Annotated in this window: 20 protein-coding genes and 1 pseudogene; 11 read left to right on the top strand and 10 right to left on the bottom strand. The window is 51.9% G+C overall.

Annotation, left to right across the window (positions count from 1 at the left end):
• The 11 genes and pseudogenes from Q7V48_04820 to Q7V48_04770 form a co-directional block, all read left to right on the top strand.
• Positions 1–394, top strand: a 394-nt coding sequence (locus Q7V48_04820) for a VOC family protein (GenBank protein MDO9210056.1), incomplete at its 5' end; no start/stop codon positions are given.
• A 23-nt stretch (positions 395–417) separates the two neighbouring features.
• Positions 418–1,224, top strand: coding sequence for a creatininase family protein (locus tag Q7V48_04815; GenBank protein MDO9210055.1), 807 nt, complete (start codon positions 418–420; stop codon positions 1,222–1,224).
• A 185-nt stretch (positions 1,225–1,409) separates the two neighbouring features.
• Entirely contained in the window at positions 1,410–1,925 is a 516-nt protein-coding gene (locus tag Q7V48_04810) for a winged helix-turn-helix domain-containing protein (protein MDO9210054.1), read from the top strand.
• A 5-nt stretch (positions 1,926–1,930) separates the two neighbouring features.
• Positions 1,931–2,473, top strand: coding sequence for an IS630 family transposase (locus Q7V48_04805; protein ID MDO9210053.1), 543 nt, complete (start codon positions 1,931–1,933; stop codon positions 2,471–2,473).
• 6 nt (positions 2,474–2,479) lie between these two features.
• Positions 2,480–3,003: pseudogene (locus Q7V48_04800) on the top strand (ABC transporter permease).
• A 138-nt stretch (positions 3,004–3,141) separates the two neighbouring features.
• Positions 3,142–4,137, top strand: a complete 996-nt coding sequence (locus Q7V48_04795; GenBank protein ID MDO9210052.1) for an ABC transporter ATP-binding protein — start codon at positions 3,142–3,144, stop codon at positions 4,135–4,137.
• 123 nt (positions 4,138–4,260) lie between these two features.
• Positions 4,261–5,244 (top strand): dipeptide ABC transporter ATP-binding protein, encoded by a 984-nt coding sequence (locus Q7V48_04790; GenBank protein MDO9210051.1) that lies wholly within the window; start codon positions 4,261–4,263, stop codon positions 5,242–5,244.
• A 137-nt stretch (positions 5,245–5,381) separates the two neighbouring features.
• Positions 5,382–6,146: a 5-oxoprolinase subunit PxpA gene (locus tag Q7V48_04785; GenBank protein ID MDO9210050.1), complete on the top strand. Its 765-nt coding sequence runs from the start codon at positions 5,382–5,384 to the stop codon at positions 6,144–6,146.
• A gap of 4 nt (positions 6,147–6,150) precedes the next feature.
• Positions 6,151–6,840: a 5-oxoprolinase subunit PxpB gene (gene pxpB, locus Q7V48_04780; protein ID MDO9210049.1), complete on the top strand. Its 690-nt coding sequence runs from the start codon at positions 6,151–6,153 to the stop codon at positions 6,838–6,840.
• Between the two features lie 49 nt (positions 6,841–6,889).
• On the top strand, positions 6,890–7,891 hold the full coding sequence (locus Q7V48_04775; protein MDO9210048.1) for a biotin-dependent carboxyltransferase family protein: 1,002 nt from the start codon (positions 6,890–6,892) through the stop codon (positions 7,889–7,891).
• A 245-nt stretch (positions 7,892–8,136) separates the two neighbouring features.
• Positions 8,137–8,682 carry an ACT domain-containing protein gene (locus Q7V48_04770; GenBank protein MDO9210047.1) on the top strand — a complete coding sequence of 182 codons (546 nt, stop codon included), beginning with the start codon at positions 8,137–8,139 and terminating at the stop codon, positions 8,680–8,682.
• Positions 8,683–8,818: 136 nt separating this feature from the next.
• Here the strand turns inward: Q7V48_04770 and Q7V48_04765 are convergent, their stop codons facing one another.
• From Q7V48_04765 to Q7V48_04720, 10 genes are all read right to left on the bottom strand, one after another.
• Entirely contained in the window at positions 8,819–10,252 is a 1,434-nt protein-coding gene (locus tag Q7V48_04765; protein MDO9210046.1) for a 4-hydroxyphenylacetate 3-hydroxylase N-terminal domain-containing protein, read from the bottom strand.
• A gap of 58 nt (positions 10,253–10,310) precedes the next feature.
• On the bottom strand, positions 10,311–11,069 hold the full coding sequence (locus Q7V48_04760; protein ID MDO9210045.1) for a glucose 1-dehydrogenase: 759 nt from the start codon (positions 11,067–11,069) through the stop codon (positions 10,311–10,313).
• Positions 11,070–11,111: 42 nt separating this feature from the next.
• Positions 11,112–11,894, bottom strand: a complete 783-nt coding sequence (locus Q7V48_04755) for an enoyl-CoA hydratase/isomerase family protein (protein ID MDO9210044.1) — start codon at positions 11,892–11,894, stop codon at positions 11,112–11,114.
• Positions 11,895–11,929: 35 nt separating this feature from the next.
• Entirely contained in the window at positions 11,930–12,919 is a 990-nt protein-coding gene (locus Q7V48_04750) for a branched-chain amino acid ABC transporter permease (protein MDO9210043.1), read from the bottom strand.
• Complete coding sequence (locus tag Q7V48_04745) at positions 12,916–13,803, bottom strand: branched-chain amino acid ABC transporter permease (GenBank protein MDO9210042.1); 888 nt, start codon at positions 13,801–13,803, stop codon at positions 12,916–12,918. The genes Q7V48_04750 and Q7V48_04745 overlap by 4 nt, the downstream gene beginning before the upstream one ends.
• A gap of 113 nt (positions 13,804–13,916) precedes the next feature.
• On the bottom strand, positions 13,917–15,158 hold the full coding sequence (locus Q7V48_04740) for an ABC transporter substrate-binding protein (protein ID MDO9210041.1): 1,242 nt from the start codon (positions 15,156–15,158) through the stop codon (positions 13,917–13,919).
• A 131-nt stretch (positions 15,159–15,289) separates the two neighbouring features.
• Positions 15,290–15,982 (bottom strand): ABC transporter ATP-binding protein, encoded by a 693-nt coding sequence (locus tag Q7V48_04735; GenBank protein MDO9210040.1) that lies wholly within the window; start codon positions 15,980–15,982, stop codon positions 15,290–15,292.
• Positions 15,979–16,719, bottom strand: a complete 741-nt coding sequence (locus Q7V48_04730) for an ABC transporter ATP-binding protein (GenBank protein ID MDO9210039.1) — start codon at positions 16,717–16,719, stop codon at positions 15,979–15,981. The genes Q7V48_04735 and Q7V48_04730 overlap by 4 nt, the downstream gene beginning before the upstream one ends.
• Before the next feature lie 43 nt (positions 16,720–16,762).
• The gene (locus tag Q7V48_04725) at positions 16,763–18,415 is read right to left on the bottom strand and encodes an AMP-binding protein (protein MDO9210038.1); all 1,653 of its coding nucleotides are present in this window, start codon (positions 18,413–18,415) and stop codon (positions 16,763–16,765) included.
• Between the two features lie 44 nt (positions 18,416–18,459).
• On the bottom strand, positions 18,460–18,939 hold a 480-nt coding region (locus Q7V48_04720; protein ID MDO9210037.1), incomplete at its 5' end, for a TetR/AcrR family transcriptional regulator C-terminal domain-containing protein.

The raw sequence follows: 18,939 nt of genomic DNA, 5'->3' as shown, positions 1-18,939 counted from the left end.
AATGATGAAGCCGGCCAAAGATTCCTTGGACCTGGGAATTGTCGTCAGCGATATCAAAGCCAGCCTTAATTTCTATCAGAATATTTTAGGGCTGGAATTTGTGGGGATCACCCCCGTATGGTTTGGAACCATGCACCGACTGCGCTTCGGCACCAGCGATTTCAAATTGATCGAGCCCAAAACCGTTCCCCCGCCAGGGGCTATCGGGCTGGAAAAGCAACTGGGATTTCGCTACGTAACTTTCGTCATCAAAAATCTTTCGGAACTCTGCGCGGAACTCAAAGGGAAAGGGATTGAGTTTGCTTTACCGGAAAAGGAAGTTCGCCCGGGAGTGCGCGTTGCCATGGTTAAAGATCCGGATGGAAACATCGTGGAATTCGTCGAGCGAAGCTAAAGAATGGAATGGAGAAGAAAATCATGGAAAAGCTGTACCTCTACGAATGGACCTGGACGGAAGTCAAGGCCTATTTAAAGAAAGACAGCGTCATTATCCTTCCTTTCGGCTCGACGGAACAACACGGCCTTCATCTGCCGCTCGGGAACGACGCCCTGGTGGCCATTCGGTTGGCGGAGGATGCAGCCCGCGCTACCAAGACCATCGTAGCTCCTCCCTGCTGGTATGGCTGGTCCCCCCACCACATGGCTTATCCAGGGACGATTTCTCTTGTGCCCGAAACCTTGAGCCGGTTGCTTTATGAAGTCTTGCGCAGCCTGATCTTTCATGGGTTCAAACGGCTGATCGTCATTAACGGCCATCGCAAAGCCAACCTCCCTCCCTTGGAGATCGCCTGCTCGCGCATTCGCAACGAAACCGGGGCCTACGTTACCATTGCCGACCCCTTTTTCCTCGCCGAAACGACCGCCAGAGAAATTCGCGAGTCGCCCCCTGGAGGGATCGGCCACGCTGAAGAGTTGGAGACGTCGCACATGATGCACATCTTTCCGGAGTTGGTGGACATCAAGAAAGCCGTGAAGAACTTGCCCAAGAAGAAAAAATTTCATGTCATGGACCCATACGTCATAGCAGATCGTGCCTTTACGCCTTCCACCCTGGAGGGGTTTCGCAAGGCCACAGAGCCCAGCGGAGTCATCGGAGACCCGACGCTTTCGACAGTCGAGAAAGGGGAACGGCTGCATCGAGCCCTGGTTAATAATTTGGTGGAATTGATCAAGATGGCCCGGAAGGAAAAAGTGACCCTGAAGCCCGTTGCCCCCTGTTTCTAAGAGGTTTAATTCTTCCATCCCTATGCCCCTCTGGCCTTAAATTCGGTGATGAAATAGATTCTAAGCCCAAGCAGACTTGCTATTTCTTTTGTTAGGGAAACGAGCATTGGCGGGGACAGAATGTAGTAATACTAATTTGACATCAAACATAGAGTAATGGTAGTATTGGGGCAGGAGGTGAGAAGATGCGAGGACCTGCCCAGATTGAGCCATGGTTGTCAGAAGAAGAGTTATTGGCATGGATTCGGGAAGCAGCAGATCGGCAAGCATACCAGAAGCGCCTGGCCATCTGGCTGACGAAAATCGGTCCCTTTCCTGCGCATGAGGTGGCCAGGATGCTTGGGATCTCGAAGCAGGCCGTTTGGCTGTGGGTGAGCCAATATAACCAGGAGGGACCAGAAGGGCTTTTGCGCCAAGGTCGAGGGGGGCGGCGCTGGTCGTTGCTCTCGTGGTTGCAAGAAGGAGCCTTGCTGGGGTCATTTGAAAAGAGGGCCTTGGAGGGCGAATGGATCACGGTGAAACAGATGCTTCCGGAGATCTGCCAGGTGGCCGGAGCGGAAGTTTCTTTGGCGTACGTCTATCGCCTCTTGCGGCGGCACCAATGGCGGAAGCTTGGCCCTCGGCCGCGGCACGTGAAAGCCGATCCGCAAGCCCAAGAGGAATTTAAAAAAAACTTCCGGCCCTCATCCAAGAAGCGATAGGTCCCTTGGCTTCGAGTAGGCCGGTGAGGCTTTTGTTTCAAGACGAGGGCCGGTTTGGTCGCATTAACGACCGGAGGCGTTGTTGGGCTCCTCTGCCCAGCCGTCCCGTGGTAGGTCATCAAGTAGTTCGGGAGTATGTTTACGTGATGACTGCCGTAAGCCCTAAGGACGGTCGACTCGCCTCTTTGGTCATGCCGTGGGTTGACTCCGAAGTAATGTCCATTTTCTTATCCCATACGGCCCAAGAGTTCTCGGACGATTTATGCATTATGCTGTTTGACGGCGCTGGATGGCACCGGGCCCATGCTCTCCGCGTTCCGAAAAACATGGTCCTCATCCCCCTGTTGCCTTACAGCCCGGAACTTAACCCGGTGGAGCACATCTGGGACTATTTGAGAGACGCCTTTGGCAACAAGACGTTTAACTCCCTTAATGAGGTTGTGGATCTTCTTTGCGCAACCATCAACACCCTGTTCCATCACCCCGAAATGGTTCGTTCAATGACCTGTTTCGATTGGATAAATACTCTATGTTTGACGTCAAATTAGTATTAGATGGTGGGGAAACGGTTTCTCCCCCCGGGGGGTGGTTTTCCTTTGGGCACAGATTATTTGGGAAGGGATGTTCTGGCCGGAATCATCCACGGGGCCAAGACTTCCTTCTTCGTGGGCATCATGGCTGCCGCGGTAATGATGACCGTCGGCATCCTTTTTGGGGCACTGGCAGGTTACCGCGGGATTTTGTCGCCGCCTCCAAAGCCCTGGGCGCCAATAATATGCACATCATTTGGCGGGAAATCCTTCCGAATGCCCTACCCCCCATGATCGTGAATGCTTCTTTGGCCGTGGGCATTGCCATTCTTTTTGAGGCTGGGCTGAGTTTTTTAGGCCTGGGAGACCCTAACGTCATGAGCTGGGGGTACATGATCGGTTCATCGAGAATATATATACGGCAAGCCTGGTGGACCGTGACCTTTCCGGGGTTGGCAATTTTTAGCATTGTTTTAAGTCTCAGTTTGGTGGGAGATTGGCTAAACGATTTCTTAAACCCAAAAATCAAGGGCAGGCGGCAAGGCTGATCTATCGGCCATACAATGAAGAAATTCTATTCAAATTCTATTCATTATTTGACAAAAACCAAAAGCTAAGGTATTTTATCTTTAATTTTTGCCTTTTCGTCCGACGCCTCCGGGTCTTTTACTGAAACAGGAAATTTTATGGGCCGTGAAAACAATACTTTATTAAAGATTCGCAACCTGAATACCTACTTCTTCACGGATGAAGGGGTGGCCAAAGCTGTTGATGGAGTGGACTTAGAGCTGGAAGAAGGAGGAACCCTGGGTGTAGTGGGGGAATCCGGTTGCGGCAAAAGCGTCACGGCGCTCTCCATCATGCGCCTCGTCCCGGACCCTCCGGGAAGGATTGTCAACGGGGAAATTTTCTTCAGCGGAAACAACCTGCTTACTCTTTCTGAAGCCGAGATGCGGAAGATCCGCGGCCGTTCTATTTCCATGATCTTCCAGGAACCTATGACCTCTCTGAATCCGGTTTTTCAGATCGGGGATCAGATCTCCGAAGTGCTGCGGCTGCATGAAGGGCTGTCCCGGAAGGAAGCCTGGAATCGCTCGATCGAGATGCTCAAGCTGGTCGGCATCCCCTCTCCCGAGCGCCGGGTGACGGAATACCCCCACCAGTTGAGCGGGGGTATGCGCCAGCGGGCGATGATCGCCATGGCCCTGGCCTGCAGCCCCAAGCTGATGATCGCCGATGAGCCCACTACGGCGTTGGATGTGACCATTCAGGCCCAGATTTTGGAACTCATCAATCGCCTGCAGAAAGAGAAAGGAATGTCCGTCATTCTGATCACCCACAATCTGGGAGTCATTGCCGAAACCGCCAGGAAAGTAGCCGTGATGTATGCCGGACGGATCGTTGAATACACCGAAGTTCGACCCCTGTTTGCCCGCCCGAAACATCCTTACACCCAGGGTTTGCTGCAATCGATCCCCCGGCTGGATGAACACCACGGCCGGAAACAAAGGCTGGAAGCGATCCCGGGTTTAGTCCCTTCGCTCCTGGATCTTCCCCCAGGGTGCAAGTTTTCTAATCGCTGCAAATATGTCTTCGATCGGTGTGAGGAAGAACCCCAGCTGATCGAAGGTGATCGGGGGCATTTCGTGCGTTGCTGGTTGCATGAACGAAAATTCAATTAGGACACAGATTTTCACAGATAAAAAAACTATACTCGTGTAAATTCCTTAGACTCTTTTGCACATTTTTTAAAAAATCTGTGTTCAGCTGTGTCCCAAAATATGTGATGAGTGGATTCTTTTCCAATGAGTGAAAACGGCAACCTCGTTGAAGTCAAAAATCTAAAAAAATTCTTTCCGGTACACACCCATTTTTTCTCGCGAGAGAAAATTTTCGTCCAGGCTGTGGTGGGAGTGAACCTAACCATCCACCGGGGAGAAACGCTGGGCCTGGTCGGAGAATCCGGCTGCGGGAAATCAACGCTGGGCAGGCTGATCCTTCGGCTGGAGGAGCCCACTGAGGGGCAGATTTTTTTCGAGGGGGACGACATCCTCCGTTACAGCTCCGAGCGCCTGCGCCAGCTCCGGCGGCAGATGCAGATCATCTTCCAGGATCCCTATTCTTCTTTGAACCCCCGGAAAACCGTGGGCTCGATCATCGGGGAACCTCTAATCATCCACAATATCGGCACCAAGAAAGAACGGGCGGAACGGGTCTTAAAGTTGATGGAAGTCGTGGGACTGAGGCCGGAGCACATCAACCGTTATCCTCATGAATTCAGCGGGGGCCAGCGGCAACGCATCGGCATCGCCAGGGCCCTGGCCTTGAACCCCAAGTTGATCATCGCCGATGAGCCCGTATCCGCCCTGGATGTTTCCATCCAGGCTCAAGTTCTGAACTTGTTGGAAGATCTGCAAGAGGAATTTCACCTGACCTATCTGTTCATCGCTCATGATCTCCACGTGGTGGAACACATCAGCGACCGGGTGGCCGTCATGCACCTGGGCCGGATCGCCGAGCTGGCTAAAAGTGAGGACCTCTACCGCAGCCCAAAGCACCCCTATACCCAGGCTTTGCTCTCGGCAAATCCCATTCCTGACCCCACCCTCGAACGCAAAAGGATCCTCCTGCAAGGAGAGGTGCCCAGTCCCATCCATCCGCCCTCGGGTTGCAACTTCCACACCCGTTGCCCCCATAGGTTTGAGCTTTGTGACCAGGAAGTCCCCCAGTTCAAGGAGATCGAGCCCAACCACTGGGTAGCCTGCTACCTTTGTGGCCCGAACGAATAAAAACTTTTTCGCCACAGAGGGCACAGAGAACACCGAGGTAAGATAAAAGCAAAAATTGTTTTTACACCTATTTTGATTTTTAACTTTCTCTGACCTCTCTGTGTGCTCTGTGGCCAATAATAAAAAAGGAGGAGACCTTGCCCGATCGAATTGATATCAACTGTGATATGGGGGAAAGTTTCGGCGTCTACAAATTGGGCCGGGATAAAGAAGTCATGGACTACATCTCCTCGGCCAACATTGCCTGCGGCTGGCATGCTGGAGATCCGATGGTTATGGAGCAGACAGTCCGCCTGGCCAAAGAGAAAGGAGTAGCGGTGGGGGCCCATCCGGGTTACCCGGACCTAATGGGGTTTGGGCGGAGGCGCATGGATCTTACTCTAACCGAGATCGAAAATTATCTCTTATACCAGATGGGCGCCCTCTATGCCTTCGCTCGAGCCCATGGTTTGCCGCTGCAGCACGTCAAGGCCCACGGAGCCTTGGGGAACGTGGCCTTTGTGGACCTGGAAGTTTCTAAAACCATCGCTCGGGCGGCAGCACGCTTCAGCCAGGAGATCATTTTTGTGGCCCTGGCCGGGACGGTGATGGTCCAAGCGGCCCAAGAGGTAGGAGTGCGGTTCGTGGAAGAGGTTTATGCGGACCGGGTGTATAATCCCGATGGGACTTTACAGTCGCGTAAAATCGCCGGGTCCGTCATCCATGATCCGGAAAAAGCAGCTCGTCAGGCCCTGACGATTGTTCAAGAAGGTTACGTGATCGCCCACGATGGCACCAAAGTTAAGGTAAAACCCGAGTCTTTATGCGTCCATGGGGACACACCCAGCGCCGTCTCCATCTTGCAAAAAATCAGGGGAGAGCTTCAGAAAACCTCGATTGCCGTCAAACCCATGGGGCAGTGAGAGGATGTCAGAAAAGCCCAGAATTCTACCCGCAGGAGACCAGGCCATTCTCGTTGAATTCGGGGTGGAGATTACTCCAACAACCAACCGCCTGGTCCAAGCATTCACTCATAATGCCAATCAAAACAGAATCCCTGGGATTGGGGAATTGGTTCCCTCCTATTGCACATTGCTGATCTATTACGATCCCTTTCTGCTTTCTTTCTCCCAGGTCGAATCCTGGGCTCGCAACCTTCTGGGCAGCGACCTCTGGGAGACGAAAACCAGTTCCGAGGTCAAAGAAGTACCGGTGGTTTATGGGGGGCCGTACGGTCCTGATATCGAGTTCGTTGCCCGGCATAATCAAATCACCACAGAAGAGGTAGTTCAACTCCATGCCAGAGAAACTTACCTGGTTTACGTAGTCGGTTTTTCCGCGGGATTCGCGGCCATGGGTACGGTTCCCTCAAAGATCCAGACCCCTCGCCTGCAAACCCCCCGGACCAAAGTCCCTGCTGGCTCTGTGGGAATTGGAGGAATACAAACGGGAATCTATGCTGTGGAATCGCCCGGGGGATGGCAATTAATCGGCCGGACACCTCTTACCCTCTTTGACCTGAATCGCCATCCCCCTGCTTATTTCCAGGCTGGAGATTATGCCCGTTTCTACCCCATTAGCGAAGCGGAGTTTTTAAGATATCAAAATATAGAATAAGACGCACCAAAAGTTCTGGAATTTGGTTTTCACTTGAACCCATGAACCCTTGAATCCTTGCCCCCTTTTTATTATGATCGAAGTCATCAAAGCCGGTCTTTTCACCACAGTCCAGGATAATGGACGATGGGGCTACCAAGGGTACGGGGTAGGCGTTGCCGGGGCCATGGATAATTTTGCTCTGTCCGCTGCTAACTTCCTGGTTGGGAACGCGGAAGGAGCCGCCGGACTGGAAATGACCCTTCTCGGTCCTACGTTAAAATTCCACCAGGAAACGATCTTGGCCATTACGGGTGCCGACTTGGATCCCCAGCTTAAGGGAGAGTCAATACCGAACTGGACTTGTCATTTCGCCCCTTCGGGGTCAACTTTGAGCTTCGGTGGGAAAAAGAAAGGGGTTCGCGCCTATCTGGCGGTTGGGGGGGGGATCGGCGTTCCACCCCTCATGGGATCCCGCTCTACTTACCTTCTGGGCCACTTCGGCGGCTTGGAGGGGCGGGCTTTAAAATCCCAGGACCACCTGCCCGTTCCCCCTCTGGCAGGGGCATTGCGCAATCTTGCCGGCAGGGTTTTCCCGGAAAAAAACCGACCCCCTTACCAAAAGAACCCCACGCTCCGCGTCGTCCCCGGTCCATTTGCAGACTTCTTCTCTGAAGAAGGAATAAAGGTTTTTTTCTCCACCGAATACACGGTTACCCCGCCATCCGACCGCATGGGGTACCGTCTGCGAGGAGAGCCCATTAAAAGGAAGAAGTCTGGGGAATTGATCACCTGCGGGCTGGCCAATGGCACGGTTCAAGTTCCCCCCGACGGCCAACCGATCATCCTCCTGGCAGACCGACAGACCATCGGCGGATACCCGATCATTGCCACCCTGATCCAAGCCGACATGCCGCTGATTGCCCAATGTGCTCCCGGGGACAAATTGCGATTCCAAGCCGTATCAACAGACGAAGCTCGCGAAGCGTACTTAAAGCTCTGGGGCAACTTAAAAACATTTTTCAATAAATCTTTCACCGCGGAGAGCGCAGAGGCCGCCGAGAAACCTTAAAATCAAAATCCAAAAAACAAAATGCAAAATGACAGTGCAAATAAAAAAATATTTGTAAGAGGTTAGCTCTTTGAAAATAATGTCTTGTCGTTTATTCGTTGGGTCATTCCCGCGCCGGCGGGAATCCAGACTCCGTCTTTTAATTTTGTTTGTAATTTTGATATTTGATTTTTAATTTTTGATATGTTATCTCTGCGCTCTCGGCGTGCTCTGTGGTAAATTTTTTCTCTTTTATGGGAGGATTTATGAAGCGGTATTATGCTCTCTCGGCCATTGGCAAGGATAGGCCGGGTATCGTGGCTGACGTGGCTGGGCTGATTTACGAATGCGGCGGAAACCTGGAAGATTCCCGTATGACCCTACTCGGGGAACAATTCGCTCTCCTCATTCTACTATCGGGAACTGGCGAGGAATTTCAATTTCGACTTTCCACCGGATGCAAACGGCTGGAGTGGGAAAAACATCTTTCTATTTTCCTTACGCCTGTAGAGGAAACGGAGGGGATGCCCAAATTGAAGGGAATCACAGAGATCTATGAACTTTCCACCACGGGCTTGGACCGCATGGGTATCGTTTACCATGTTTCCCGGCTACTTGCAGATCACAGAATAAACATTACCGACATGCACACAAGAATCACCCCTTCTCCCGAAAGCGGTACCCCGATCTTCACCATGAAGATTCTTCTGCAAGTCCCGGTGGAAGTCTCTCCCTCAGACCTCCTGGAGAAACTCAATCGCCTGGGAGAAAAGCTGGCCGTTGACATTTCCCTGAAAAAGGGAGGAGGATGATTTCTCTTATCTTACTCTCCTGGCTTCGCCCGCCCAGTATTTTTCCCGCAACTCCCGCTTGAGGACTTTTCCATAAGGGTTCTTGGGTTGGCGGGAATAAAGAAAATTTATCCAACCCATAATTTGGCAACAGATCCTAATCCTTAATTCCTGCCAGATATTTCACAACCTCCTTCTTTGATTCCAGGTCATATGTTGACCTGATCCCAATTTTCTCCATCACGGGGGATCCACCTCCATGGATTCCAGCATGCTGAGCCCAACCACAGCTGGCTGAGCATGTAAAATCCGAAATAAAACGATAAAGCCGATGGAGTTTCTCTGGAGAGACCTCCGGATTTCGTCTAATGTACTTTTCCAAATAGGGGCGGGTCTCCGGATTAAGCCAATCTTCCTCCGGGGGAAGGGTAGAAGGAAGCCCGCCAGCAATGGATACCAGAATTTCGTATTCATGGTAAACATTAATACCAGCCAAGTATCTGCCGGTATTTGAATAAAGAAATTTAGGCCGAAAGATTCCCGAAGATGTTTTTTCTGCCCTGGCCGCTGCCGCAATCCCCGAAGCATAAACCAGCTCACCGATGATCATCAGTTCGGTCAACTCATCCTGGATATGAGGCGCATTACCTACACCATTGTATTCAGCCACCAGGGCTGTTGCACCCATTATGATATCAGTAAGAGCTGGTTTGCAGCCGCAATAAGAATGGCGATGAAAGCCGGCAAATGTGAGGGCCATGGAACCAGCAAACTCCCATTCTCCGCACATGAATACCCTTTCCCACGGAACAAATAGGTCATCAAAAATCAAAAAGGATTCAGCCACTCCGTAATCATTATAGGGAGCTTGGAGATTTATGCGTGGACGGGGGCTGGTAATTCGGGAGATCAACTTAATGCCATCCGTATCTGCTGGGATGGCAAACGACACGGCCCAATCGCTTTCCTTTTCCGTAAGGGCACGCGTAGGAATGACAAGATGTTCATCCACATAGGGCCCCATGGTAATATGATTCTTTGCTCCCCTAACAATGATGCCTTTCTTATCTTTCTTAACAATATGGAGGTAAAGATCGGGATCTTTTTGCTGATGGGGCCTCGCCTTCCGGTCACCTTTTGGGTCTGTCTGGGATGCACTTCCCACAAGATCGTTGGTTTGGTAGTATTTTAGAAATTTAAGAAAGTGGTCATGATATTGTGTCCCTTTGGCATCGTCAATCTCCTTGGTGACGACTCCCATGGCATTGAGGGTATCTGTCGCCATACACCGCTGGATACACCCCCCTACTTTGTGGCATAGACTTCGTTTCATCTCCTGTTGTTTATAGAGATCCTCAATGCTGAGGTTTAGAGAAGTAAAGCGGTTTATAGGCTCACCCGTGAGATGAGATTGGGTTACCATGAGATCCTTATATGCGGGATCTTGAGCCAAATCAAATGTAAGCCTAAGTACATTGATTGGCTTCTCAAGCATCGGATCATCTCTCCTAATCTGCTTCCCATAGGCGTACAAATTGGGTTTCATCTTTTTCAACCGTTCCACATATTCATCCGACGTCTTTAATGCCATCTTATTTCTCCTCCATTTATCTCAGATTACCATCTTATTTTTTGCTAATGTGAAATGGCTATCCGACAATGTGCCCACCATCGACCACTACCACCGATCCCGTCATGAAACTGGAGGCGTCGGAGGCCAAAAGCAGCGTGGCTCCCCGAATCTCCTTCACCTCTGCCAGGCGACGCATGGGGATCTTGCTGATGACCTTCTGACCGGCTGGTGTCTGGAAAAAATCCCGGTTCAGATCTGTCAAAAAATATCCGGGACAGAGGGCGTTGACCTGAATGTTGTACCGGGCCCACTCCAGGGCCAGCGTCTTGGTGAACAGGATCAACCCTGCCTTGGCTACACAGTAGGGGCTACTGTAGATGACCCCGATGATGCCGGCGATGGAAGCAATGTTGATGATCTTTCCATATCGGTTGGCAATCATATGGCGGCCGACCGCTTGGGTGCAGAAGACGTGTCCCTTCAAGTTCACATCCATCACCCGGTCCCATTTTTCTGGAGTCATCTCGGCCACCGGTGTGTCTCCGGCAATCCCGGAGTTGTTGATCAGGATGTCGATGAGACCGAAGGCCTTGACCGCATCGTTTACGGCCTTTTCAATTTCATCCAGTTTGGATATGTCCATGGGGCAGACCAGAGCCTTTCGACCCATCTTTTCGATCCAGGCGGCGGTCTCATTCAGGCCCTCCAGGTTTCGAGCCGCTAGGGCAACATCAGCCCCCGCTTCAGCCAGGGTCAAGGCCATCTCCCGGCCTAAGCCCCGGCTGGCCCCGGAGACGAATGCCTTTTTCCCCTGGAGAGAAAAAATATCCATCATAATTGTGGCCCCTGGGTTTGATTCAGCTTGATCTTTCCAGATTTAACGTCCCTTGAAGAGGGGATTCCGTTTCTCCATGAAAGCCTTGGCCCCTTCCAGAAAATCCTCTGTCTTGGCGACCTCATGTAAGAACCGCTGGCAGGTGATCCGAAAATCGTAGAGGTGTCGTCCCAGCACTTGGTTGACCGTTTCTTTAATGATGCGCAAAGAAGCGGGGGAGGATTTCATGATCTTGCGGGCGATCTCCACGGTGGACTCTTGCAATTGATCCTGTGGAACCACCCGATTGATGAGCCCTATCTCTAAAGCTCGCTGGGAGCTGATCGGCTCTGCGGCTAGCAGGAGTTCTTGGGTGGCCTTGATTCCTACCATGGGCGGCCCGAAAACAGCGAAGATAGGAGGCCAGGCTCCGATGCGGGCTTCGGGCTGGGCAAACCGGGCGCTTTCCGAGGCCACAGCAATGTCCGTCAGTAGGACCAATTCGCAGCCGCCGCCATAGGCCAGGCCATTGACTGCGGAAAGGAGTGGCTTTTGGAGGCGGAAAATGCTATTTACTAGGCCGTAGATGCAATCCAAGAAAAGGTCCTCAGCGTCCTTTGGGTCTTGCAAGCGGGTGAGCTCGCCGATGTCATCTCCGGCGCAGAAAGCCCTTCCGTTTCCGGTCAGAGCCAGGACCGAAACCTCATCGGCGGCATCCGCCTCCTCCAGTGCCTTTTGCAGTTCCTTCCAAAGGGGCCGATTAAGGGCATTCAATTTTTCGGGCCGATTAAGGGTAATCCAGGCGATCCGGTCTTCAATTCGGTAGAGGAGATATTGGTATTCCATGGAACACCTCCTTCAATGGCCAAAGGGGGATGGCATCACTTCTTTTTGAGCGATTGGTAGACCTTTTCCGCACCTCCGTAGATTCCTCCTCTTAAGAACATCACGACCACGATAAAAATGACCCCCAAGACTAATAGCCAAGCCCCTGCTTTGGACAGGACCGTGAATTTATTCAAAAAATCCGCCAAGAAGATGAATACCCCAGAACCGATCAAGGCCCCAGGGAGGACAAAGGTGCCCCCCAGAAGGGCCATGATCACAAATTCCCCCGATGTGTGCCAGGTAGCGAGATGCTCCCCCACATATTCTTGATGAAGGGCAAAGAGCGTTCCTCCTAAACCGCAGATCAGGCCCCCAATGATGAAGGCAATCCACTTATAAGTCTCTGGATTATAACCGATGGCTGTGGCGCGAAGCTCACTTTCCCGCATTCCCATGAGGACTTTGCCGAAGGGTGATTCGATCAGCCGCCGGACAAAGAGGAAGAGTAGAAGGAAGAGGATGAGAACAAAGATATAAAAATTGAAGGTTGGTTTTAAGTTAATGGAAAAAACTCCCAGCTCTAAAATCTCTCGTTTGATTCCCCAAATCCCATCTGGTCCCCCGGTGAAGCTCTTCCACTGCCAGATAATGAACCAGACCAACTGGTTGAAGGCCAGGGTAAGTAGGGCAAAGATGAGTCCACCCCGTTTAATACAGAAGTAGCCCATGACGATGGAGATGATTCCGCTCATCGCTACTCCGGCTATAATCGCCAGAAGAATATGCACGTTATGACGGGCCAAGAGGATGCCGGCAGTATAAGCCCCAACGGCAAAAAGGCTGCCCGTTCCGAAGTTGAGCAATCCTGTATATCCAAGCAGCAGGATAAAGGCCAAGGTAGGTATGGCCATGATCAGGATTTCGGCAGCCATCATCCTGGAAGGAAGGACAAAATAAACAGGGACCAGGATAGCAGCCATTAAAAAAACCGGAAAAAGCTCGGTTGAAAAACCTTTCCCCGGCCGTCCCTCTCCTGCCTTCATCGAGCCACCCCCCTTCCGAGCAATCCTTGAGGCCGAAGCATCAAGATGATACCCATGGCGGCGAACATCACAAAGTCCGAAGCTGGGGCCCAGAAAACGCCAGCGATACCCCGGACGACGCCCAAGAGAATGCCTCCCAATAAAACTCCGCGGATGCTACCCATACCGCCAATCACGACCACGATAAAGCAAATGAGTAAGATCTCTGTACCGATGGAATGCTGCAAGCCGCCGATCAGGGGAGCGTGAAGCCCTCCGCCAAGTCCAGCCAGGGCAGAACCCAGAGCAAAAGTCCAGGTGTACACCTTACGAGTGTTGATGCCCAGGGTCCTGGCGGTCTCGGGATCTTCAGCACTGGCCCGAATGATGGCTCCCAAAGCACTGCGTTCTATGAAAAACCATACGCCGAAGATTATGGCCAAGCCGAGGATCATAGTAAATAGGCGATAAACGGGATAGCGAAACAGGCCCAGGTTGATCTCTCCTTCGAAGGAGGGAGGCATCCCTAACGGAAGAGGTACGGTGCCATAAATTAAGGCGACCCCCTGCTGGATCACCAGCAGGAGGCCAAAGGTGATCAGAATTTGGTAGACCACGGGCTGACCATACATCGAGTGCAAGAGAAATCTTTCTATCATCAATCCCACGATGGCCATTAAAGGAAGAGTGATGACCAGACCCAGCCAGAAGTTTCCTGGAATGGGCAGCACCTGGACACAACTCCACACCAAATAGGCCCCTAACATGTAGAGGGAGCCGTGAGCAAAGTTTATGATGCCCAGCATCCCGAAGATGAGGGACAGCCCGGTAGCCAGAAGGGCAATCAGCACCCCAAACTGGATGCCGTTGAAGACCTGAGCTAAAATAGCATCGATATTTACCATTTTATTTTCGCCCCGATTTCATCAAAGGCTAAAGCCCAGTTTCACGTTTAATCCTTCAAGAGGATAGGGGTGACGAGCTCAAGGCCCGCCCCCTATCGATGAGCGCCGAGAGATTACAAGGGATCTTTAGTCCGATCGAACTCAAACCCTTTCTCCCCTTGCCTGGGATAGATCTTGCCCCCGCCGATGACTTCTACGTAATCCTCTTCATACTTCTTCTCTGACGGGGCCTTGCCTCTTAGCAATAAGAAGTCGTGTTCGATCTGATGATACCAGCCAGCCAGCCTCTCTTTTCCGCAAGGTCCATCGAATTCACCAATCTTCTCGAGGGCAGGGATGAGCACTTTGGGGTCAGCGCTGCCCGTCTGTTTTATCACCCTCTCCATAAGCTGGCACTCCAGATACTTGGCCGCGGCATAATCGCCAGGGATGATGTCCCATCTCTTTCGATACTTCTCCACAAAGATCTTCGTCCACTGATTAGGCATGGCATGGTTCCAGTGGTCGCCTAAATGCATCCCTTCCAGGGCATCGGACCCTACCCCCCGGAGCATGTTTAGAGTACCCGTAGTGGAAAAAACCTTCATCACCTTCTTCAGGCCGAACTCATGGGCTTGCCTCAGACCGATACCGAAAAGTTTCCCGTAGAGTCCAATGATGTAAGCATCAGCTCCGGATCCCTTGGCTTCGGTCATAAATACACTGGCGTCCGTGGCCGTTACCGGGACATATTGGGTTTTAAGGAGCTTGATGCCTCTCTCTTTTAAAACAGCTTCTACATTCTCCGCCATGTCATAGCCCCAGGCATAGTCGAGCTGGATCTGAATGACCTTTTTGATCCCCGGGAACTTGTCTAAAAACTTGGAGAGCGAAGCTCGGGCAATGGTGTAGTTGGGGCTGGCCCATCTGAAGGTGTAGCGGTTACCCTGAGCACCGGTGAGGCGGGTATCCCAGCCATCGGTCCAGAAGATCGGCCCCTTTGTTTTGCCGATGATGTCGGCCATGGCCAGTTGCACCGCGCTGCTATTTCCAGAGGAAACGATTAGCGGCTTGGCCTCGTCAATCACTTCTTGCAGGCGGCGCACCCCGACAGCCGGCTTGAGCTCCGTATCCCGGGTGACCAGCTTAACGGTATAAGGCCCCATTTTATTATTGTGCTCTTCCAGGAACAGAACTGTGGCCTTGTGACCTTCATCGCAAGTTGCCGCATAGGGGCCGCTGTAGTCATCCACGATGGCCCAAACAAACTCCTTCTCCGCAGCTTGGGCGGCCGGGTAGAAAACCAATCCCGCAGCTAAAAACAACAGCATTAGGATAAAACTCGGAAGGCCAATTTTCATCATTCCACTTTTCATAAGCCACCTCCTTAAAAAAATTTCCATAAGTTCAGCCAATCCGTTCAACCCTTCTTCTGCTAAGCCTTGATCCTTTCCTTAATCCCCCCTACTCACCTCCTTTCCCCCCCATTAAGAATTGCGATCTTTCGTTAGAGTTTGAAGTATTTCCTGTGCAATTCAACATCTTCCAATATTTCCTGAGAGCTGGCTTCACGAGATACCAGACCGTGGGCCATCACGTAATGGCGGTCCCCCAAATTAGACGCCATGGTCAGGTTGGCTTCCACCAAAAGCATGGTCAGTCCGGATTTTTTCAACTCCCGGATTGTATCCATGATGGCACCTACCAAAAGGGGTGCCAATCCTTCAGAGGGTTCATCGAGGAGGATCAACTCTGCCCCGCTGACTAAAACCCTGGCGATCGCCAGCATCTGCTGTTCGCCCCCGCTCAACTCATTACCCCTATTATTCAGCCTTTCCCTGAGGGGTGGGAAAATATTCAATACCCATTCTATCTTCTCCCCATCCTGGCGAAGGGAAGGCAATCTAAGGTTTTCCGCCACGCTGAGGCTGCTGAAAATGCGGCGACCCTGGGGAACGTATCCCAGGCCTCGACGAAAAATTTGATGAGTTTCCCTCCCGAGGATATTTTCTCCCTTATACCGGATAGAGCCAGAACGGACCAACATCAAACCCATGATGCTTTTCAGGGTCGTCGTCTTACCGGCGCCATTTCGGCCCAGGAGGGTAACCAACTCTCCTTTATTCACCTCGAGGCTGACTCCGTGGAGGATATGACTTTTACCATAATAGGCATGGATCTGATCCAATTGCAGCATCATCGTACCCCCAAATAAGCTCTGCTCACCTCTTCGCTGTTCCGGATTATATCCGGAGGGCCCTGGGCAATGACCCGGCCGAAATCCAAGACCGTAATAGAATCCGAAATGGATAGAACCATGTCCACGCGATGTTCGATGAGCACCACAGTGTGCTTTGGGGTGAGCTTCTTTATGGTCTCGCCCATCATGGGGATTTCATCGTAGACCAGCCCGCTGGTGGGTTCGTCCAACAGCAAGAGATTGCTCTCGCTGGCCATCGCCACACCGATATCCAGGAGCCGCTGTTCGCCGTGGGAAAGCTCGCAAGCCTTATGTTCGGCTTTCTGGGCCAACCCCAGCGTGCGCAAAATCTCATAGGATTGAACCACGAGCCCCTGGAGGTCCGAGGCCTTTTTAAAAAAGCTGAATCTCTCCTTCCCTTCTGCTTGGATGGCCAACCGGACATTTTCCAGGGCGGTCAACTCCAGGAAAAGGGTGATGACCTGGAAAGACCGCCTGATACCCAAGTGAGCCATCTGATGGGGGGGCAGATGGGAAATATCTTTTCCCTTAAACTCTACCCTGCCCTCGCTGGGCTTGATAAAACCAGAGATAAGGTTAAATAAGGTGGTCTTGCCGGCGCCATTGGGACCCACCACAGAGTGCAGACTTCCCTCTCGAACCTCCAGATCGACATGATCCAGCACCCGCAGGGCCCCAAAGTCCTTGGTCAATCCGATGGTTTTCAATAAGGCCATCGCGCTTTCCTCTTCTCCTGTTAAATTGCTCTCAGGAATGCCCTTAGAACCTCTTCCGCAGTTCCCTCCTCATAATCTTTCCGCTGGCAGTCTTAGGCAGTTCCGGCAAAAATTCGATCTCTCGGGGGAAGGAATGTTTTGATAATCTCTGCTTCACGCTCTCCTGGATCTCCTTTGCTAAACTATGCGAAGGCTTGAATCCAGACTTGAGCACGATAAAGGCTTTGATGATCTCTCCTCGGACGGGGTCCGGCTTGCCCACGACCGCTGCTTCCGAAACTGCAAGATGCTCCATCAACGAATCTTCCACCTCCGCTGGGCCCACCCGATAGCCGGAGAGGGACATGAGGTCATCCGCTCTCCCTTTGAAAAAGAAATAGCCCTCTTCATCCTTTGCAGCCAGGTCGCCGGTATTGAACCATTCCTCTTTAATGAAACACTCCTTCCACTTCTCTGGTTGCTTCCAGTAGTTGGTGCTCAGAAAGTATGAGTTTTTCTTGGCCGCAATCAAGCCTGTCTGGTTGGGAGCGACCTCGTTGCCTTCTTCGTCCATGAGGACGATCTCGAAGCCGGGGAAGGGTTTGCCCATTGAACCGGGTTTCGGCTTTGTGCCTGGGTAATTCCCCAGGAGCATGCCCACCTCGGTGATTCCATATTGGTCGGCGATAGGCACTCCCAAGTTTCTTTCAAACCAGAGCATGGCTTCGGCATTCAGGAATTCCCCCCCGCTGGTGAGGCGTTTTACTTTCAACCGATAGCGCTTGGGCAGGTCTTCCCCCGCCGCCAGAATGGTGCGGTAAGTCGTCGGGGCGGCTGAAAAATTGGTAACTTTCCATCTTTCCAAGATCTCATACCAGCGCTGGGCTTCCAACCGGCCTTCATCGACCAGCAGCGAATGACCGAGGCATAGGAGGGTGCTTCCCACAGTGAGTGAACCGTAAACCCAGGCCGGATCTGCATATCCCCAGAACATGTCCTCGTCTCTCACATCGAGCATGTACTTTGGATAAGGAAGCACGGTGATGATCCCTTTATGGGGAATCGCTGTTCCCTTGGGCAAACCGGTAGTGCCCGAGGTATATTGCAGGATCGCAATATCCTCTGCCGAGGTTTCTACGATTGCAAATTCCTTGCTGGCTTTGTCCATCTCCGACCAGAAACTCAAATCCCCGCTACGCATCCCCGAACTTCGATCTCTGGATACGACCATCACTGGCACATCCGCCAGGCTTTTTTCCGTCCCCCCCACTTTATCCCGGTTTTCGGGATCTGTGACAATCAGCTTGGCCCCGCTATCCCCCAACCGGTAATCGATGGCCTCCGGGCCAAAAGCGGTATACAGCGGGACATCAATGGCTCCCGCTTTCCAGGTTCCAAATAAGGTGATGTACGCTTCCGGGATTCTGGGAAGTAAACGGGCAACGGCATCGCCCTTTTTGATCCCCAGCCCCTTCAAGACATTGGCGAACTGGGAAGTCAGGTTTCTCATCTCCCGGTAGGTGAATTTCTCCTCTTGGCCTTCGCGCGAGATGCAGAAGAGGGCTACCTTTTTGGGATCTCGGGCATGGCGATCGATGACTTCGTGGGCAATATTCAGCCTTTCCGCCGGATTCCAGTCCAAATATTGTCGGGAGAATTCCTCCCATTTGAACTGCCGGTGAATTTCCTCCGGCGTTGCATAACCGATCCGGTTCATTTTTCCCTCCTTTCCGGGTACGGTGTATGCCTTCCTGGCTGCTCTCATGGACGGGAACGATCAGCCGGTTCGATCTGCTTGGATCTCAGATTTCTACTCTCCTTCCGGGGTCCTCTCAGGAATAGGTCGGAAAATAACCTGGCGATCTCTTCGCTTTTCATCCGCCCATTCGCCGCATACCAATGGACAAGCCAATTCATCATTCCCAAAAGAGCTAAGGTAGTGATTTTAACATTCACATCCCGAAAGAGCTTTTCCTTCACACAATCAGCGATAACCTTACGAAAAAGAGTTTCGTATCGGTCTCTGAGCTTAATAATTTTTCGCTGGTTTTTTGCGTTAAGAGCCCTCAGCTCCTTGAGCATCGTGGAGTGTAAATCGGAATTTTGAGCGATGGCAATGAGGTGGGTTTCAATCATTTTTTGCAGCCTTAGATCGGGTCTCAGGTTCAATCGAACGATGGGCTCAATCGCTTCCAAACTCTGCAGCATACTCCATTCGCAGATGTTGTAAAGAAGGTCTTC

The sequence above is a fragment of the Deltaproteobacteria bacterium genome, assembly GCA_030654105.1.
Lineage (GTDB): Bacteria > Desulfobacterota > SM23-61 > SM23-61 > SM23-61 > JAHJQK01.
This window is presented reverse-complemented; position numbering and strand designations above follow the sequence as displayed.

What these genes read in the sequence shown, in the direction of transcription:
- Q7V48_04815 (MDO9210055.1), top strand. Translation starts at nt 418, where the DNA reads ATGGAAAAGCTGTACCTCTACGAATGGACCTGGACGGAAGTCAAGGCC.
- Q7V48_04810 (MDO9210054.1), top strand. Translation starts at nt 1,410, where the DNA reads ATGCGAGGACCTGCCCAGATTGAGCCATGGTTGTCAGAAGAAGAGTTA.
- Q7V48_04795 (MDO9210052.1), top strand. Translation starts at nt 3,142, where the DNA reads ATGGGCCGTGAAAACAATACTTTATTAAAGATTCGCAACCTGAATACC.
- Q7V48_04790 (MDO9210051.1), top strand. Translation starts at nt 4,261, where the DNA reads ATGAGTGAAAACGGCAACCTCGTTGAAGTCAAAAATCTAAAAAAATTC.
- pxpB (MDO9210049.1), top strand. Translation starts at nt 6,151, where the DNA reads ATGTCAGAAAAGCCCAGAATTCTACCCGCAGGAGACCAGGCCATTCTC.
- Q7V48_04770 (MDO9210047.1), top strand. Translation starts at nt 8,137, where the DNA reads ATGAAGCGGTATTATGCTCTCTCGGCCATTGGCAAGGATAGGCCGGGT.
- Q7V48_04765 (MDO9210046.1), bottom strand. Translation starts at nt 10,252, where the DNA reads ATGGCATTAAAGACGTCGGATGAATATGTGGAACGGTTGAAAAAGATG.
- Q7V48_04760 (MDO9210045.1), bottom strand. Translation starts at nt 11,069, where the DNA reads ATGATGGATATTTTTTCTCTCCAGGGGAAAAAGGCATTCGTCTCCGGG.
- Q7V48_04755 (MDO9210044.1), bottom strand. Translation starts at nt 11,894, where the DNA reads ATGGAATACCAATATCTCCTCTACCGAATTGAAGACCGGATCGCCTGG.
- Q7V48_04750 (MDO9210043.1), bottom strand. Translation starts at nt 12,919, where the DNA reads ATGAAGGCAGGAGAGGGACGGCCGGGGAAAGGTTTTTCAACCGAGCTT.
- Q7V48_04745 (MDO9210042.1), bottom strand. Translation starts at nt 13,803, where the DNA reads ATGGTAAATATCGATGCTATTTTAGCTCAGGTCTTCAACGGCATCCAG.
- Q7V48_04740 (MDO9210041.1), bottom strand. Translation starts at nt 15,158, where the DNA reads ATGAAAAGTGGAATGATGAAAATTGGCCTTCCGAGTTTTATCCTAATG.
- Q7V48_04735 (MDO9210040.1), bottom strand. Translation starts at nt 15,982, where the DNA reads ATGATGCTGCAATTGGATCAGATCCATGCCTATTATGGTAAAAGTCAT.
- Q7V48_04730 (MDO9210039.1), bottom strand. Translation starts at nt 16,719, where the DNA reads ATGGCCTTATTGAAAACCATCGGATTGACCAAGGACTTTGGGGCCCTG.
- Q7V48_04725 (MDO9210038.1), bottom strand. Translation starts at nt 18,415, where the DNA reads ATGAACCGGATCGGTTATGCAACGCCGGAGGAAATTCACCGGCAGTTC.